Source organism: Hydrogenophaga sp. (assembly GCF_035481345.1).
Lineage (GTDB): Bacteria > Pseudomonadota > Gammaproteobacteria > Burkholderiales > Burkholderiaceae_C > Hydrogenophaga.
Window position 1 is genome coordinate 1 of record NZ_DATIGV010000069.1, and the last position, 18,157, is coordinate 18,157.

The 18,157-nt window shown below is 66.8% G+C and carries 12 protein-coding genes; 10 read left to right on the plus strand and 2 right to left on the minus strand.

The features are described 5' to 3' along the window. From VLG41_RS07135 to VLG41_RS07180, 10 genes are all read left to right on the plus strand, one after another. Positions 1 to 951: hypothetical protein (locus tag VLG41_RS07135; RefSeq protein ID WP_325348700.1), on the plus strand; the 951-nt coding region annotated here is incomplete at its 5' end. A gap of 123 nt (positions 952 to 1,074) precedes the next feature. After that, the gene (locus VLG41_RS07140) at positions 1,075 to 1,968 is read left to right on the plus strand and encodes a flagellin (RefSeq protein ID WP_325348701.1); all 894 of its coding nucleotides are present in this window, start codon (positions 1,075 to 1,077) and stop codon (positions 1,966 to 1,968) included. A gap of 120 nt (positions 1,969 to 2,088) precedes the next feature. Beyond that, complete coding sequence (locus VLG41_RS07145; RefSeq protein WP_325348702.1) at positions 2,089 to 3,087, plus strand: hypothetical protein; 999 nt, start codon at positions 2,089 to 2,091, stop codon at positions 3,085 to 3,087. Between the two features lie 371 nt (positions 3,088 to 3,458). Continuing rightward, complete coding sequence (locus VLG41_RS07150) at positions 3,459 to 3,794, plus strand: hypothetical protein (protein WP_325348703.1); 336 nt, start codon at positions 3,459 to 3,461, stop codon at positions 3,792 to 3,794. A gap of 89 nt (positions 3,795 to 3,883) precedes the next feature. After that, positions 3,884 to 4,387: a hypothetical protein gene (locus tag VLG41_RS07155; protein ID WP_325348704.1), complete on the plus strand. Its 504-nt coding sequence runs from the start codon at positions 3,884 to 3,886 to the stop codon at positions 4,385 to 4,387. Then, the gene (locus VLG41_RS07160) at positions 4,380 to 5,855 is read left to right on the plus strand and encodes a hypothetical protein (RefSeq protein ID WP_325348705.1); all 1,476 of its coding nucleotides are present in this window, start codon (positions 4,380 to 4,382) and stop codon (positions 5,853 to 5,855) included. The genes VLG41_RS07155 and VLG41_RS07160 overlap by 8 nt, the downstream gene beginning before the upstream one ends. Before the next feature lie 18 nt (positions 5,856 to 5,873). After that, positions 5,874 to 6,251 carry a hypothetical protein gene (locus VLG41_RS07165; RefSeq protein WP_325348706.1) on the plus strand — a complete coding sequence of 126 codons (378 nt, stop codon included), beginning with the start codon at positions 5,874 to 5,876 and terminating at the stop codon, positions 6,249 to 6,251. Positions 6,252 to 6,748: 497 nt separating this feature from the next. After that, positions 6,749 to 10,642, plus strand: a complete 3,894-nt coding sequence (locus tag VLG41_RS07170; RefSeq protein WP_325348707.1) for a calcium-binding protein — start codon at positions 6,749 to 6,751, stop codon at positions 10,640 to 10,642. A gap of 30 nt (positions 10,643 to 10,672) precedes the next feature. After that, positions 10,673 to 12,931 carry a type I secretion system permease/ATPase gene (locus VLG41_RS07175; protein WP_325348708.1) on the plus strand — a complete coding sequence of 753 codons (2,259 nt, stop codon included), beginning with the start codon at positions 10,673 to 10,675 and terminating at the stop codon, positions 12,929 to 12,931. An 11-nt stretch (positions 12,932 to 12,942) separates the two neighbouring features. Further along, the gene (locus tag VLG41_RS07180; RefSeq protein ID WP_325348709.1) at positions 12,943 to 14,370 is read left to right on the plus strand and encodes an HlyD family type I secretion periplasmic adaptor subunit; all 1,428 of its coding nucleotides are present in this window, start codon (positions 12,943 to 12,945) and stop codon (positions 14,368 to 14,370) included. Positions 14,371 to 14,372: 2 nt separating this feature from the next. On the opposite strand, the gene VLG41_RS07185 is transcribed toward VLG41_RS07180, so the two are convergent. Next, positions 14,373 to 15,917 carry a methyl-accepting chemotaxis protein gene (locus tag VLG41_RS07185; protein WP_325348710.1) on the minus strand — a complete coding sequence of 515 codons (1,545 nt, stop codon included), beginning with the start codon at positions 15,915 to 15,917 and terminating at the stop codon, positions 14,373 to 14,375. Between the two features lie 43 nt (positions 15,918 to 15,960). Beyond that, entirely contained in the window at positions 15,961 to 18,048 is a 2,088-nt protein-coding gene (locus VLG41_RS07190; protein ID WP_325348711.1) for a flagellar biosynthesis protein FlhA, read from the minus strand. Positions 18,049 to 18,157 lie beyond the last annotated feature (109 nt).

Genomic DNA, 18,157 nt, shown 5'->3' on the forward strand with positions numbered 1-18,157 from the left:
GCTCAGGCCTCGCAGGCGGCGCCCATCGCCCGCCCCGCGCTCACGCGCGGCCTCAAGGACTTCGACCTCTCGCGCCAGAGCGGCGTGGCCGGCGCGCAGCTCTCGGGTGTGTTCCTCGACCGCCTGCAACAAGGCCTGCAGGCGCTGCGCCAGCACTACACCGCCCAGCTCAGCGCCGATCCGGAACAACCCATGGCCAGCGCGGCGGGCGCCGACGCCCTGCGCGCCGGCCTCAAGGCCACCTGGGCGCAGCGCGCCCGCGCCACCGCCGGCGCGCTGGACGCGCAACTGCGCATCGGCGAACCCGGCCAGGCGCGGCAGGACTTCCGCATCCGCGGCCTCTCTCAGGCCACGCTCACCAGCGGCACGCGCGAGGTGCTCACCGTCGTCACCGGCAACGCGCCCGCGCCGCTCACCGCCACGCTCGACCCCGAACTCGGCACCCAGGCGAACCTGCGCCGGCTCGACCAGGCCCTGGCGCCCGTGGGCCTGCGCGTGCGCGCCGACGAGAGCGGCGAGCCGGTGTTCAGCGCGCCCGAAGCCGAGTGGCCGCGCTTTCACGACCGCATCCTCATCAAGGGCGAGGGCCGCCGCTTCCCCGACGGCCAGGCCCAGCCCGTGCGCACGCCCGCGCTGCCCGCGGCCTTGGGCGAGGCCATGTTCGAGGCGCCGGGGCACGAGCCCGCTTCGCTGCGCGAGGCCCTGGGCCGCGTGAGCGTGGGCATCGCGGTGGTGCAGGGCGCGCAGCAGCGCGCGCAAGTGGCGCTGATGGAACAGCACCAGGCCCTGGGCCAGGCCGCCGGTGCCACCAAGACCTCGCCCGAGCGCGCGCGCGCCCTGGCCGAGGGCTTCGCCGCGCGCCTGGGCGAAGCCGGTTTCGCGCGCTACGAAGCGGTGGCCCCCACCATCGCCGGCATCAGCCGCGAGCGCGTGCGTTCGTTGCTGGGCTGATCCCGCTCGACGCGAATCTTTTTTCGATTCGCGCTTAAGGAACTCCGCGAAGCGGTCGCCCAGTAAGGGGGAGGACGTCGATGTCCGACGGACCCGACCAACAGCCCACAGGAGAGATCCACCATGCTGAGTCTGCACACCAACGCCGCTTCGCTGAGCACCCAGAACGCCCTCGGTGGCGTCCAGAAGAACCTGAGCAGTTCGCTGACCCGTCTGGGCACGGGCTTCCGCATCAACTCGGCCATGGACGACGCCGCCGGCCTGCAGATCGCCACCCGCATGAACGCGCAATCGCGCGGCATCACGGTCGCCATGCGCAACACGCAGAACGGCATCTCGATGATGCAGACCGCCGAAGGCGGCCTGAAAGAGATGAGCAACATCCTGACGCGCATGAAGGACCTGGCCACGGAAGCCGCCAACGGCAGCTCCACCCAGGAAGACCGCGACGCCCTGCAAGCCGAATACGACCAGCTCGGCGAAGAACTCGGCAACATCATCAAGAACACGGCCTTCGCCGGTGAGCGCTCCTTCTCCGACGGCACCACCACCGACGGCACGGGCGGCAAGCTGTCCGCCGCCGTGACCTTCCAGATCGGCGCCTCCACGGCCGAAACGATGGAAGTCGACATCTCCACCGCGCTGGGCGACCTGACCACGGCCCTGGACGGCCTGGCCGCTTCCTACGCCGCTGGCGCCGACCCGGCCGCCCCGGGCACCGAGATCGCCACCTCGGCCGCCGCCAACACCATCATCGACACCATCGGCGATTCGCTCGACACCATCGGCGCCGTGCGCGCCCAGATGGGTGCCGCCAGCAACCGCCTGGAAAGCGTCTACAACAACCTGGGCAACATGCGCATGCAGACCGAGCAGTCCAAGGGCCGCATCATGGACGTGGACTACGCCAGCGAAACCGCCAACATGACCAAGAACCAGATGCTCATGCAGGCCAGCACCTCGATGCTGCGCTCCAGCAGCAGCATGTCGCAGCTGGTCATGTCGCTGGTGCAGTAATCGCACCCCGGGCCGCCACCGCGGCCCGCCAGCAGCAAGGCCAGCCGCGATCCGGCTGGCCTTTTTTCATCGAATTCGCGCAGCGGCGGCCCACCGCTGCATGCTTCTCCGGCCTGACCCATGCAACTCGAGCGCGTCCACGCCGCACCCGCCCTCAGCGCGCTGGGTGCCCGCATGCCCGATGCGCCCGTGCGCCCGGCGCCACCCGAGGTCGGCCAGCGCCTGCGCATGCGTTTCGACGGCCACGACGGCGACGGCGTGCTGCTCAGCGAAGAGCAGGGCCGCCGCTGGCGCCTGGCCGACGCGGCCTGGTCGCGCCACCTGCGCGTGGGCGACATGCTGTGGATGCAGGTGCGCGCCACCGAGCCCGCGCTGGAACTGGAATGGGTGCTGCGCCCGCCGACGCCCGCGCGCGCGGACGCCGCCGCGCAAGCCGACGACGTGGCCGCCATGCGCCCCGACCAGGCCGCGCAGCGCCTGCACCAGTGGCGCCTGCCCTCGGCGGCCGAACTCGCGGCCGCGTGGCGCGCCATCCTGTCCTCGCGCCACATGGAGCTGGGCCTGCGCAGCCTGGCCCTGATGGAAGGCCCGGCTCGTTTGCCGATGGCCGCGTCCGGCACCGAAGGCGCGACCGTGCGCGCCGTGCCCGAGGCACTGCCGCACTGGGTCTTTCACCTGTATTCACTGGGCAGCCTGGCGGTGGCGCTGCGGGTGGCCGCGCGCCGCCAGTGGGGGCGTGACGAAGCGCCCGCCACGCCCGCGCCGCAGACCGAAGCCGGCCTGGAGTTGGAACTGAGCCTGCCCGGCGGCGGGCAGTTGCTGCTGCAACTGTGCTGGCGCCAATCGCGCCTGGCCATGGCCGTGCTGCCGCGCCAGCCCGAACACCTGGAGCTGCTGCGCGTGGTGCTGCCCGACATCGTGGCCGCCATGGCCCGCGCGGGTGCGGCACCGGCGGTGGTGCAACTGGGCTCGCCGCTGACGGCCGTGCCGGCGGGTGGCATGGGTTATCGGCCGGGGCCGGTGTCGTCGGCGCTGCTGCAACTGGGCGCGGAATTCACCACCGCGCTGATGCGGATCTGGCCGGTGGGCATGGGGCCGGTGGAAACGGCCGCGGGCTAGAAAGAAACGCCGCGTTGGCCGGCGTTTGAGCGACCCGCGAAACGCGGGAAAAGACTTTTTTTGTCAATCCCTGTCAGGGTTGACAGGGGACCGTATTAAACCCCGGCGGGTACCGCCGTTTCGCGGGTTTTCACCGGCCCTGCGCTCGGCCGGAAGGGGCCTACCACACCGCCTGGGGGTGGAACACCGGGGGAGTTCCTTTTTGACGGAGGCTGTAAGTTCCGCATCCTTGGTGCCCAAGGTCCGAAATCACGTCACGCGAAGTTCATTGAACGGGTGATATACCGGATACAGGTATTGTGTTGCTGGATGGTCACGCCCAGAAAGGCTCTGCGAAGCCTTCGACCGGTGACCCACAAGGGGAGGAACTCATGGACGAATGGCACGGCGCCAGCGCTTGGGCAGGTGTGGACCCAGGCTGGGCGGCCCTGGGCAGCGAGCTCGGCGCCGCCAGCACCGGCCCGCGGGCCGGGCAGACCCTCAACAACAACGGCGTGGCGCTGAGCGCCCCGTTCACGCGCAATGGGGTCAACCGCACGGTGGGTGCGATTGATCTGCAGGCCAATTGCTTCTTCTCGGAGATCCCGCCGGAGGTGGTGGACGAGGAGGGCAACCCGGTGGTGATCAGCGAGGCGGCGCAGGCGCTGCCGAAGATGAACGGCTCGGGGATGGTGAGAACGTATTTTCAGCAAGCTTTTGTACGGTAATTTGTATGTACATACCTCCAATCAAAAACCCCAATCAAGCTGCTTCGGATTCGAGCCTTTCGGCAATTCGGCCGTGGTGGATAGTGGTAGTGGGCGCGGTCATTTTGTACGTGCTGCCTGATCCTGGTCAGACGGGCTGGGCGGATCTGGGAATAGTCGTCGACCGCTTGGCATCCTTCATACCCTCCATCTCACGTTGGGGCGAGCTTTCGCCATGGCCTGGCAATACTAAGCTATTCGCCGTGTTTGTCTGGGTGATGATTCCAGTTCAGTTCTATTGGCTGATTTCCTCCCGCGCGCTGGTGAAGTATGTGCCTGAAGAGATGAGGGCGGTGCCCGCTGTTTCGCAATGGAAGAGGGTGCTTGTGCTTGTTCAGTTCACAGTGGTGGTGTTCGCATTCTTTGCATTGCCGTACTTCTTCGCAATTGTGGATAGTGAGCCTTGTCGAGTTTGTGTGAATACCGATCGCTTGGCGCAATTGGCGTTGGGGTGCGCATTTTCATTGACAGCTTCCGGGTTGGCCGCTTACCTTCATTTGTTGGTCAAGCTTTTTTTTAAATCAATAGTTGGAAAAGGGAATAAGAATGTCTGAAAATCAAATCAACTACAGTGACTTTGAGCCCGACTGGTGGGATGCGCTCGGTGTGGCTGCCGAAGCGGTTGCAGCTGAGGTGGATCAGTTGATCGACTCGACGTTTGGTGTAGGTGGCATAGCGGCGGCAGAGAAGGCGGCATTAAGTGCAGCTGCGGCTCGAATGTATGATTCGCAGCAGGCAATGAAATTGGCGGCTGAAGCAGGCGTCAGGGCGCTCAGCTATGCAGATCAGCCTGACTCCGCCCTCTTTCGAGATGCACTTGCGAGTCGCATCGCATATGAGAATGTTGCAAAAGTAGCGGCAAACGATGCTGGACAGATTCTGAGAGATTCTGGTGTTGATCGCGCATTGGCTTCGAAGGTCGCGACGGTCGCCAGTGTTCTTGGTCCTGCTATCAATATTGCACAGCTTGGCGCTGCGGCAGCTACGGGCGACGCGTATGTCGTAGCGCAAAAAGCCGTTGGCGTGCTGGCCGGAATGGCATTTGGAGCATTGACGGTGGCAGCCATTGGGGCTGTGACAACGGCCTTTGCTTTGCCGGCTGCGCCCTTTTGGCTTCTTGGCGGTGCTGCTATTGTTGCCGGCTTCGCTGCGGGAAAGGTTTGGGAGTGGATGTGGAGCAACGGAGCAGCCGAGTTCTATGAAATTCAACAAGGCGATGAATTCAGTTTGCAAAGAACTTGGGCAAGCATCTCCGAACTGGTCAATGATTCTTTCAACGCCGCCCGCTCCGTCATCCCCATCCGCGACCCCCTGGTCCTGGACCTCGACGGCGACGGCCTTGAGTTGTCAGCCGCTTCGGCCAACGTCCTCTTCGACCACAACGCCGACGGCATCAAGACCGGCACCGGCTGGGCGCGCCCCGACGACGGCTTCCTCGTTCGCGACCTCAACGGCAGCGGCAGCATCGACTCCGGGCGCGAGCTCTTCGGCGTGGACACCGAGAAGAGCAACGGCCAGCTCGCCACCCAGGGCTTCGATGCCCTGGCCGACCTGGACGCCAACGGCGACGGCCAGATCACCAGCGCCGACGCCGCCTGGGGCCAGCTGCAGGTCTGGCGCGATGCGAACCAGGACGGCATCAGCCAGGCCGGTGAACTCAGTGGGCTCGATGCGCTGGGCATCACGCGCATCGGGCTCAACGGCTCCAGCACCGGCCCGCAGGCCGGGCAGACCATCAACAACAACCGCGTGGCGCTGAGCACCACGTTCACGCGAGGCGGAGTCGATCGCACGGTGGGTGCGATCGATCTGGAGGCCAATGGCTTCTTCTCGGAGATCCCGCCCGAGGTGGTGGACGAGCAGGGCAACCCGGTGGTGATCAGCGAAGCGGCGCAGGCGCTGCCGCAGATGAACGGCTCGGGGATGGTGAGGAGCCTGAGGGCGGCGATGCTGGCGTCTGCCGCAGCGACATACAAAATGCGCGGCACGTGGTACTCGACATCGAAATTCAACTCACATTAAATCTAAAGGAGAGGCGTGATGCTGTATTGGATGAATGGTCGTTCAGTGACCTTGTTTCGAGCGTTTCTTCTGCTGGGCGTGTTGGGCGCACTACTCTTTTCAGTCTTGATGGGAAGTACGGCTGGCGTACAAATGTCTATCGCAGTCGTTGTGTGTGTTTGCGCGGTTGCAGTCACATTGACCGCTCGACTGCTTTCGCAAGGGATGACGAAATATGTGCAAAGATCAATTGGGGCTGCGCCTTGGTCTGATTTGAGCAGAGAGCAGTTTGACTCAATGGGCTTGCCCGCAAAGTTCGCATTCTCTGCTCAACTTACTGGATTGCTTGTTGCGGCGTTTGCGTTTGGTTGGATGCTTTTGTCAATGGTTCTTGTACTTGTTAAGGGGATGATATGAGTGGTTCATCGCTAGGTGAGGTTGGAGAATTTGTCGCGTCGTTTGGGGCGGCATTCAATGATGCAAAAGTATTCTTGGATCGTCTATCCGAACATGAGGCTCAGTTTGATTGGACGCAGGCACCAGAGGTGTGGGCACAGACCGCATCCGCGCTTGGCGCGTTGGCGGCTTCATCACAACTGCTTCTAGACAGATTTCCACCCCTTGCTCAAGAATTAGGCAAGGCTGGCTTTGCCACAAATTTGGTCGCTTTGGGGGCAAACGTTACACAGTTGACCATGGCGCTAAGCAACTCCGATAGGGAGACCGCTATCACTTCTGGTTTGGGCGTCTTGTCGGCTATGGGAGGGCTGGCTGCGTCTACCGACACCCTGCTTAAAGGGGCAGGATGGGCTGTGCGGTTATTTCCTTGGGCTGTTCCGCTGACGGTGGTTGCAACTGCGATTCAACTGGTCTGGCAAAACCGCGAAAGTTTTGTCTGGGCAGGCAATGAGTTAATGGCCGCACTGGAGCGAGCCGCGCAGGAGCCTACCTTTGCTGGTGACGTTGCTCGCTCGGTGAATGATCTGTTTGCCGCCGCCCGCTCCGTCATTCCCGTCCGCGACCCTTTGGTCCTCGACTTGGACGGCGACGGCCTCGAGCTGACAGCGGCATCGTCGAACGTCCTCTTCGACCACAACGCCGACGGCATCAAGACCGGCACCGGCTGGGCGCGCCCCGACGATGGCTTTCTCGTTCGCGATCTCAACGGCAACGGCAGCATCGACTCTGGCCGCGAGCTCTTCGGCGTGGACACCGAGAAGAGCAACGGCCAGCTCGCCACCCAGGGCTTCGACGCCCTGGCCGACCTGGACTCCAACGGCGACGGCCAGATCACCAGCGCCGACGCCGCCTGGGGCCAGCTGCAGGTCTGGCGCGATGTGAACCAGGACGGCATCAGCCAGGCCGGTGAACTCAGCGCGCTCGATGCGCTGGGCATCACGCGCATCGGGCTCGACGGCAGCAGCAGCGGCCCGCAGGCCGGGCAGACGATCAACAACAACCGCGTGGCGCTGAGCGCCACGTTCACGCGCAACGGCGTCACCCGCACGGTGGGTGCGATCGACCTGGAGGCCAATGGGTTCTTCTCGGAGATTCCGCCGGAGGTGGTGGACGAGGAGGGCAACCCGGTGGTGATCAGCGAAGCGGCGCAGGCGCTGCCGCAGATGAACGGCTCGGGGATGGTGAGGAACCTGAGGGCGGCGATGAGCCTGGCGGGTACGCAGGCCGATGAGCTGGAGGCGGCGGTGGCGGCGTTCTCGGCGGCCACGACGCGAGACGCGCAGCTAGCGCTCATCGACAACCTGATCACCGAGTGGGCGCAGACGTCGAGCTACTGGAGCAGCCTGGAGGGGTACCTGGGTGGCTCGGTGACGCTGACGCCGCCCTCGGGCATGACGGCCGAGCAGTACCGCAACCTCATTGGGGTGCTGGAGGCTTTTAATGGCAGCCGGTTCTATGCGCCGGTGGGCAGTGCGATGCCGGTGGGGCAATGGGGCGGCGCAATCAATGGGGTGACGGTGTACAGCGTCACCCCGGATGCGCGGCAGGTGGTGTTTCTGCAGCAGGCTTATGAAGCGCTCAGGGAGAGTGTGTACGAAGCTCTGGTCGTGCAGACGCGCTTGAAGCCGTACCTGGATGCCGTGGAGTTGACCGTGGATGAGAGCGGCGTGCACCTCGATGCGGCGGGAATAGGCGTCCTGGCCCTGCAAACAGCCCAGACAAACGCGAGCAAGGCCATCACGGATCTCGTGGACCTTCGCCACTACTTCCGTGACACGCTCGATGGCATGGGGTGGTCGTTCGGGGCTGCCTTGGCGCCGGTTCTGTACTCCGTAGAAATGACGCCGGAGCTGTTCGCGTTGCTGGTTACCGAGAAGATTGTCCGAATGGGCGCGGAAGAGGCCACCCTGGTCGTATCAACGGCGCAGGCTGGCTTCAGTGTCATCGGCAATGCGCTGGACAACAGCATCACAGGCAATGCCAATGGGGTCGAATACCTGTACGGAGGCGAAGGAAACGACACCTTGACTTCTATGGGCCAAGGGGACGTGCTCGATGGCGGGGCGGGCAACGACACGCTGATTGCCGGGGGGCTCTACACCACCGCTCGGGGCGGTGCCGGCAACGACGTGCTCAGAAGCAGCAGCGCCAACCTGTACCACATGACGTGGGAGGGGGGTACGGGCAACGACACCATCACCGGCACGCAGTACGCCGACTACTACCGCTTCAACCGGGGCGACGGCGCTGACTTCATCATTGACAGCGGTCAGCACAGCATGACCAATGCCAGCTACATGGACCGACTGGTGTTTGGTGAAGGGATCGATGCGAGTGACCTGGGGGCGCGACGGGTTGGAAATGATCTGGTGCTCACGGTGGCGGGCGTGGCAGGAGACCAGATCACGATTCAGAACATGTTCGACAACGCTTCGGGCAACTCGCGAATTGAACAGATCGTTTTCGCCGATGGGAGCATCTGGACCCATGAACAACTGGCCCAACTGGCCTTGAACACCACCAACGCCAGCACCAGCGGAGACGACACGATCACCGGCACGGCCTCCTACAGCGAAGTGATCTCAGGCGGTGAGGGCAATGACATGCTGACCTCGGCGGGCAGTGACGATGTGCTCGATGGCGGGGCGGGCAACGACACGCTGATTGCCGGGGGGCTCTACACCACCGCTCGGGGCGGTGTCGGCAACGACGTGCTCAGAAGCAGCAACTCCAGCCTGTACCACATGACGTGGGAGGGGGGTACGGGCAACGACACCATCACCGGCACGCAGTACGCCGATTACTACCGCTTCAACCGGGGCGACGGGGCCGACCTCATCAGCGACAGCGGCTCGCACCTGCCGAGCAACCCCAGCTACGCGGACGAACTGCGCTTCGGCGAAGGCATCAGCGCCAGCGACCTGGGGGCGCGGCGCGTGGGCAATGACCTGGTGCTCACGGTGGCAGGGGCGGCAGGCGACCAGATCACCATCCAGAACTGGTTCTACGACACAACGGGCACCTACCGCATCGAAAAGCTGGTCTTTGCCGATGGCAGCACCTGGAGCCATGAGCAACTGGCCCAACTGGCCTTGAACACCACCAACGCCAGCACCAGCGGAGACGACACCATCACCGGCACGGCCTCCTACAGCGAAGTGGTCTCAGGTGGCGAGGGCAACGACACGCTGACCTCGGCGGGCAGTGGCGACGTACTCGATGGCGGGGCGGGCAACGACACGCTGATTGCCGGGGGGCTCTACACCACCGCTCGGGGCGGTGCCGGCAACGACGTGCTCAGAAGCAGCAGCTCCAGCCTGTACCACATGACGTGGGAGGGGGGTACGGGCAACGACACCATCACCGGCACGCAGTACGCCGATTACTACCGCTTCAACCGGGGCGACGGGGCCGACCTCATCAGCGACAGCGGCTCGCACCTGCCGACCAACGCCAGCTACGCGGACGAACTGCGCTTCGGCGAAGGCATCGGTGCCAGCGACCTGGGGGCGCGGCGCGTGGGCAATGACCTGGTGCTCACGGTGGCCGGTGTGCAAGGTGACCAGATCACCATCCAGAACTGGTTCAGTGGCACGTCGGGCACCTACCGCATCGAAAAGCTGGTCTTTGCCGACGGCAGCACCTGGAGCCATGAGCAACTCGCCCAACTGGCCTTGAACACCACCAACGCCAGCACCAGCGGCGACGACACGATCACCGGCGTCGCTTCCTACAGTGAAGCGATCTCAGGCGGCGAGGGCAACGACACGCTGACCTCGGCGGGCGAGGGCGACACGCTAGATGGCGGCGTGGGAGACGACACGCTGATCGCCGGAGGGCTCTACACCACGCTTCGAGGTGGCGCGGGCAACGACGTGCTCAGGAGCAGCAACTCCAGCCTGTACCACATGACGTGGGAAGGCGGCACGGGCAACGACACCATCACCGGCACCAACTATGCCGACTACTACCGCTTCAATCGGGGCGACGGAGCCGACCTTATCAGCGACACCGGATCGCACAGCCCGACGAACCCCAGCTACGCGGATCGGCTCACGTTCGGTGAAGGCATCAGCGAAGAGGAACTGTGGTTCTCCCGCTCGGGCAATGATTTGCTGGTGCAAGTGCTCGGCGATGGCGGTCAGGTGCAGATCAAGGACTGGTACGCCAGTTCCAGCTACCTCATCGAGGAGATGCGCCTGAGCGACGGCCAGGCGCTGCTGTTCAATCAGGTTGACGCCCTGGTCAATGCCATGGCCGCCTTCGCGCCCCCAGCACCCGGCCAGACCACGCTCACCCCCGAGCAGCAGACCGCCTTGGCCCCGGTGATCGCCGCCGCCTGGAACTGACAACAAGACCCCCGCAGGGAGGAGAAGAACATGTCGGACCCGACGCTGGAGGCGCCGGACGCCTCGGGGCCTGCGCGCGCCGACGAGGCGCCCCTGCCGCAACAGCCCTCACGCCGCCCCGCCGCGCAGGACAGCGGCATTGCCTGCCTGGTGATGATCGCGCGCCTGCACGGCGTGGCGGCGGACCCGGACCAGATCGCGCACGAGTTCACGCACGGCGGCCGTGCGCTGGACATGCAGGGGCTGTTGCTGGCAGCGAAGAATCTGGGGCTGGTGGCCAAGCGCGTGCGCGTGGACCCGGCTCGGCTGGCGAAGACGCCCTTGCCGGCGATCGGGATCGGTGCATCGCAGGCGGGCAGTGCACAGGGCGGGGCGCGGGGCAGCGAGCCGGGGGAGGGCCCCGCCGCCGACCCCGGCTTCTTCCTCCTCGCCCGAGTGGACGAGGGCCGCGCCCTGATCCAGTCGCCCGCCGCCGGCCGCCCGGAGTCCCTCTGCCTCGACGCCCTGCAGGCCCAATGGTCCGGCGAGCTGATCCTCTTCACCTCGCGCGCCTCCGTGGCGGGCGAGATGGCGAAATTCGACTTCACCTGGTTCATCCCCGCCGTGGTGAAGTACCGCCGCCTGCTGCTGGAGGTGCTGGGCGTGAGCTTCGCGCTGCAGCTCTTCGCGCTGATCACGCCGCTGTTCTTCCAGGTGGTGATGGACAAGGTGCTGGTGCACCGCGGCTACACCACGCTGGACGTGATCGCCATCGCCTTCGCGGTGGTGGTGGTGTTCGAGGTGCTGCTGGGCGCACTGCGCAGCTACGTGTTCGCGCACACCACCAGCCGCATCGACGTGGAGCTGGGCGCGCGCCTGTTCCGCCACCTGCTGGGGCTGCCGCTGCAGTACTTCCAGGCCCGGCGCGTGGGCGATTCGGTGGCGCGGGTGCGCGAGCTGGAGAACATCCGCGCCTTCCTCACGGGCAACGCGCTCACGGTGGTGCTCGACCTGCTGTTCTCCATCGTCTTCCTGGCCGTGATGGCCTACTACAGCGGCTGGCTCACGCTGATCGTGCTGGCCTCGCTGCCGTGTTACGTGCTGGTGACGGCGGTGTGCACGCCGATCCTGCGCGCGCGCTTGCACGAGAAGTTCAACCGTGGTGCGGAAAACCAGGCCTTCCTGGTGGAAACCATCAGCGGCATCGACACGGTGAAGGCCATGGCGGTGGAGCCTCAGTGGACGCGCCGCTGGGACAACCAGCTTGCGGGCTACGTGTCGGCGAGTTTTCGCACGGCCACCATCGGTACGCTGGCCAACAGCGCGGTCACGCTGATTTCCAAGGCGGTGACGGTGCTCACGCTGTACTTCGGCGCGCGCTTCGTCATCGAGGGCGATCTGTCCGTGGGCCAGTTGATCGCCTTCAACATGCTGGCGGGCCAGGTGGCGCAGCCGGTGATGCGCCTGGCCAACCTGTGGACGGATTTCCAGCAGACGGGCATTTCCGTGCAGCGGCTGGGTGACATCCTGAACGCGCGCACCGAGGTGGCGGGTCAGAAGGCGGCCATGCCGCCGCTGGTGGGGCGCGTCACGTTCGAGGGCGCGTGCTTTCGCTACCAGCCCGACGGGCCGGAGGTGCTGCGCGAGTTGTCGCTGGACATAACGCCGGGCACGGTCATCGGCGTGGTGGGACGCTCGGGCTCGGGCAAGAGCACGCTGACCAAGCTGGTGCAGCGCCTGTACACGCCCGAGCGCGGCCGTGTGCTGGTGGATGGCATCGACCTCGCCACCGCCGACGCGAGCTCGCTGCGCCGCCAGGTGGGCGTGGTATTGCAGGAGAACGTGCTGTTCGCGCGCAGCATCCGCGACAACATCGCCCTGGCCGACCCGGGCGCGCCGCTGGAGGCGGTGGTGCACGCGGCCCGGCTGGCCGGCGCGCACGAGTTCATCACCGAACTGCCCGAGGGCTACGACACGATGGTGGGCGAGCACGGCTCCACCCTGTCGGGCGGGCAGCGCCAGCGCGTGGCCATCGCGCGCGCGCTCATCACCAACCCACGCATCCTCATCCTGGACGAAGCCACGAGCGCGCTGGACTATGAGAGCGAGCGCATCGTGCAGCAGAACATGAAGCGCATCGCCCAGGGGCGCACGGTGATCATCGTGGCGCACCGGCTGAGCGCCGTGCGCGACGCGCACCGCATCGTGGTGATGGAGCGCGGGCGCATCGTGGAGTCGGCCTCGCACGCGGAGCTGCTGGCGCGGCCGGACAGCCGCTACGGGCAGCTCTGGCGCCTGCAACAAGCCTGATGGAGCGAGCGATGAAACTTCGCCTTCAATGGCAGGCCTTGCGCGCGCTACTGGCCCGCCACCGCGCCGTGTGGCGCCACGTGTGGGCCCATCGGGCCGAGCTGGACGCCCCGCCGCGCCCCGCGCACGAGACGCAGTTCCTGCCGGCCGCGCTGTCGCTGCAGGAAACGCCCGTGTCGCCGGCACCGCGCGTGGCCATGGGGCTCATCGTGGCCTTCCTGCTGCTCGCCTTGCTGTGGGCCACCTTCGGCCGCATGGACGTGGTGGCGGTGGGGCAGGGCAAGGTGGTGCCCAGCGACCGCACCAAGACCATCCAGCCGCTGGAGGCGGCCACGGTGAAGGCCATCCACGTGCACGACGGCCAGTTCGTGCGCGCGGGTGAGGTACTGATCGAACTGGACCCGACGGCGCCCACGGCGGACGCCGACCGGCTGGCGGCCGAGCACATGGCCGCGCTGTTGCAACTGGCGCGGGGGCAGGCGCTCCTGGCCGCGCTGGACGGTGCTGGCGTCCCCGCCCTGCCGCCGCTCAAAGAGGTGGACGCGACCCGCCGGCAGGAAGCGGCCCGCCTGCTGCAGGGCCAGTACGCCGAGTACCAGACGCGGCGCGAGCGCGTGGCGGCCGACATCGCACGGCGCGAGGCCGAGTGGCGCACCACGCAGGCCCTGGTGCGCAAGTTGGAGCAGACCCTGCCCATCGCGACCAAACGCGCGCAGGACTACCGCAACCTGGTGAGCGAGGCCTTCGTGTCGAACCACGGCTACCTGGAGCAGGAGCAGGCGCGCATCGAGATGGAGGCCGACCTGGCCGCGCAGCGCAACCGCCTGCAGGAAATCGCCTCCTCGCTGGACGAAGCGCGCGCCCAGCAGCGCGCACTGACGGCGGAGACGCGGCGCACGGCGCTCGACAGCCTGGAGCAGGCCCAGCAGCGCCTGGACGCGCTGGCGCAGGAGCGCATCAAGGCCGAGGCGCGTGGCCGGCTGACGCGACTCACCTCGCCGGTGGACGGCACGGTGCAGCAACTGGCGGTGCACACCGAGGGCGGCGTGGTCACGCCCGCGCAACCGCTGATGGTGGTGGTGCCGGCCGACCAGCCGCTGGAGGTGGAGGCCTTCTTCGAGAACAAGGACATCGGCTTCCTGCGCCAGGGGCAGGTGGCCGAGGTGAAGGTGGAGACCTTCCAGTTCACCAAGTACGGCACGCTGGACGCCGAGCTCACGAGCGTCTCGCACGACGCCATCAGCGACGAGCAGCGTGGCCTGATCTACGCCAGCCGCGTGCGCATGGCGCGCACCAGCCTGGACGTGGACGGCACCGAGGTGCGCCTGTCGCCCGGCATGGCCGTGACGGTGGAGGTCAAGACCGGCCAGCGCCGGGTGATCGAGTACTTCCTGGCGCCGCTGCTGCGGCACACGGACGAGAGCTTACGGGAGCGCTGAACTCAGGCGCGCAGCCGGAACACCTGCACCACCTCCGCCAGGCGCGTGGCCTGTTCGCGCAGGCTTTGCGCGGCCGCCGTGCTTTGCTCCACCAGCGCGGCGTTCTGCTGGGTCATCTGGTCCAGGTGGCTCACGGCGGTGTTCACCTGGCCGATGCCGTCGCTCTGCTCGCCGGCGGCGGCCGAGATCTCGCCCATGATGTCGGTCACGCGCTGCACCGAGCCCACGATCTGCGTCATGGTCTCGCCGGCGTTGGCCACGAGTTGGCTGCCCGCCTCGACCCGGTCCACGCTGGCGCTGATGAGGCCCTTGATCTCCTTGGCCGCTTCGGCGCTGCGCTGCGCGAGGTTGCGCACCTCGCCGGCCACCACCGCGAAGCCGCGGCCCTGTTCACCGGCGCGCGCCGCTTCCACCGCGGCGTTGAGCGCCAGGATGTTGGTCTGGAAGGCGATGCCGTCGATGACGCCGATGATGTCGTTGATCTTGCGCGAGCTCTGGTTGATCTCGTCCATGGTGCTGACCACTTGCGAGACCACCGCGCCGCCGCGTTGGGCGATCTCGGCGGCGCTGGCCGCCAGTTGATTCGCCTGGCGCGCCGCGTCGGCGCTCTGGCGCACCGTGCTGGTGAGCTGCTCCATGCTGGCCGCCGTTTCCTGCAGGTTGCTGGCGGTCTGCTCGGTGCGGCCCGACAGGTCCTGGTTGCCGGTGGCGATTTCGGCCGAAGCGGTGTTGATGCTGTCGGTGGCCGAGCGCACCTGGCCCACGGTCTTCACCAGCGACTCGCGCATGCGGGCCAGGCCACCGAGCAGGCGGCCCAGTTCGTCCCGGCGGTCCACCCGCACCTCGCGGGTCAGGTCGCCTTCGGCCACGGCGTCGGTCGCGCTCAGGGCCTCCTTCAGCGGCTCGGTGACGGAGCGCGTGATGGCCCAGGCCACGAAAGCGGCGATGGCGACGGCGATGGCGGCCAGCGCCATCAGCAGGGTGATCTGGCGCGTGACGGCGGTGCGGGATTCGGCGGCGGTCTGCTCCATCAGGTTGCGCTGGCCGGCGATCATCTTCTGCTGCTCGGCGCTGTAGGCCTCGGCGGCGGGGGCGAGCTCCTGGTTCAGGATGTCCTGCGCGCCGCCGTAGTCTTCCATCTGCAGCGCGTCGAAGAAGCGCTTGCGCACGGCGAGGTAGGCGTCGCGCTTCTGGCCGATGCTGGCGAGCAGGGCCTTGCCCTGGTCGCTGACGACGCGGGTCTCCAGCTCCTTCTGCAGGGCGGCCACGTCCTTGGCGGACTGGGCCATCAGCGGCGCGAAGTGGTCGACCACGCGCGGGTCGTTGCGCGACATGGCCTGGGCCATGACGCGGTTCACGTTCAGCGTGGTTTGCGCCGCCCATTCCTGGGTCATGTTGAGGCGCTGTTGCACCGAGACGATGCTTTCGGTGGCGCGCAGCGCGGACTGCAGCCCCAGCCACGCCAGCGCCGTGGTGGCGATGAGCAGCGCCAGCACGATCGCGAAGCCGATCGTGAGGCGGGGACCGATGTTGACGTTCTTGAACATTCGAGAGACTCCGGGTTGGAACAGGTGTATATCGGTTGCAACGTCAACCAATTGAGCCCACCACCACCACGCTGCGGCTGTCGGGCATTTCGTTGTAGGAAAGGACGTTCAGGCCGGGCGCGAAGAGGCGTGCGTACCGCGCCATCACGGGCCTGAGCTGCGGCAGCACCATCAGCACGGGGGCCGCGGCCATCTGCTTCATCTGCTCTCGCGCCATGGGCAGGTGCGACTGCAGTTGGGTGAGCAGGTTGGGTTCGATGGGGAAGTTGTCCAGCGCGGCCTTGCCGGTCTGCGTGGCTTGGCTCAGGGCGCGCATCAGCAGGTCCTCCAACTGGCTGCCCAGGCTGAAGGCCTTGACCTCGCCGACCTGGCCGCAGGCCTGGGCCACGATCTGGCGGCGCAGGGTCAGGCGCGCCTCGGCGGCCAGCAGGATCGGGTCCTTGGTGATCTCGGCGTTCTCCAGCAGGGTGGTGGCCAGGGGCACCACGTCTTTCAGCGACACGCCTTCCTGCAGCAGGGTGCGCAGCACCTTGAGCAGCAGGCTGGGGCTGAAGGCCTTCTCCAGCGCGGCGGCCAGCTTGGGGGCCTGCGCGGCGCAGCGCTCCAGCAGGGCGGGCACGTCTTCGTGCTGGAACAGCTCGGGCAGGTTCTCGCGGATGAGCTTGGTCACGTGCGTGGCGATGACGGTGGGCACGTCCACCACCTGGTAGCCCATGCCCAGGGCATGCGCCTTGTGCGCCGCGTCGATCCACACCACGGGCATCTGGAAGGAGGGGTCGGCGCCGGGGATGCCGTCGATCTCGCCATAGACCTGCGGCGAAGGGATGGCCATGAGCCGATCGGGAAAGATCTCGGCCGAGGCGACGACGCTGCCGTGCAGCAGCACCTGGTAGTGCGTGGGTTTGAGGCCCAGCTCGTCGCGCGTGCGGATCGGCGGCAGCACGATGCCCAGCGATTCGCTGAGCGTCTGGCGCACGCCCTTGAGGCGCTTGGTCAGCACGGCGCCCTGGGCCGGGTCCACCAAGCCCACGAGCTTGTAGCCCACGGCCACGGCCAGCGGGTCCACCACGGGCAGGCTTTTCCAGTCGATGTCGGGCGCGGCCTCGGTCACCAGCGCGGCCTGCAGCGCATCGGGCGCGGCCGGCGGCGCCACGGCCTGGCGCTGGCCCAGGCGCCAGGCCACGTAGCCCAGCACGCCCGCGAAGGCCAGGAACATCAGCGTGGGCATGCCGGGCACCAGGCCCAGGATGATGAGCAGCCCGGCCACGCCATACAGCACGTTGGGCGAGGCCAGCAACTGCTGGCCCATCTGCTTCTCGATGTCGCCCGCGTCGCTGACGCGCGTGACGATGATGGCGGCGGCGGCCGACAGCAGCAGCGCCGGGATCTGAGCGGCCAGGCCGTCGCCGATGGTGAGCAGGGCGTAGAGCTTGAAGGACTCGCCCAGGCTCAGGTCGTGCATGAAGGCGCCGATGAGCACGCCGCCGATCATGTTCAGGACGAGGATGAGGATGCCGGCGATGGCATCGCCCTTGACGAACTTGGAGGCGCCGTCCATGGCGCCGTAGAAGTCGGCCTCGCCGGCCACTTCCTTGCGGCGCGCCTGCGCGCCTTCCTGGTTGATGAGGCCGGCGTTGAGGTCGGCGTCGATCGCCATCTGCTTGCCGGGCAGGGCGTCCAGCGTGAAGCGGGCCGACACCTCGGAGATGCGCTCGGCGCCCTTGGTGACCACCAGGAAGTTGATGATCATCAGGATGACGAACACCACGATGCCGACGACGAAGCTGCCGCCGATGACGACGTGGCCGAAGGCCTCGATCACCGAGCCGGCGGCGTCGGTGCCTTCGTGGCCGCGCAGCAGCACCACGCGGGTGGAGGCCACGTTGAGCATCAGGCGCAGCAGCGTGGCGCCCAGGATCACCGTGGGGAAGAGCGAGAAATCGAGCGGGCGGCGCACGTTCACGGCCACCAGCAGCACGATCATCGCGAGCACGATGTTGAAGGTGAAGAGCACGTCCAGCAGCAGCGGCGGCAGCGGCAGGATGATCATGCCCAGCAGGGCCATGACGAGCAGCGGCGCGGCGTAGCGCAGCTTCTTCAGGTCGTTGAGCAGCGAGTTCATGGGGTTCATGTCGGTCCGGGGCCGCTCAGGTGGGCGGGCACGTCAAGATCGGAGGGCAGGTGCGGCTCGCTGCGGCGCTGGCCCTGGCGGAAGGCCTTGAGCGCGAGCACGTGGCGCA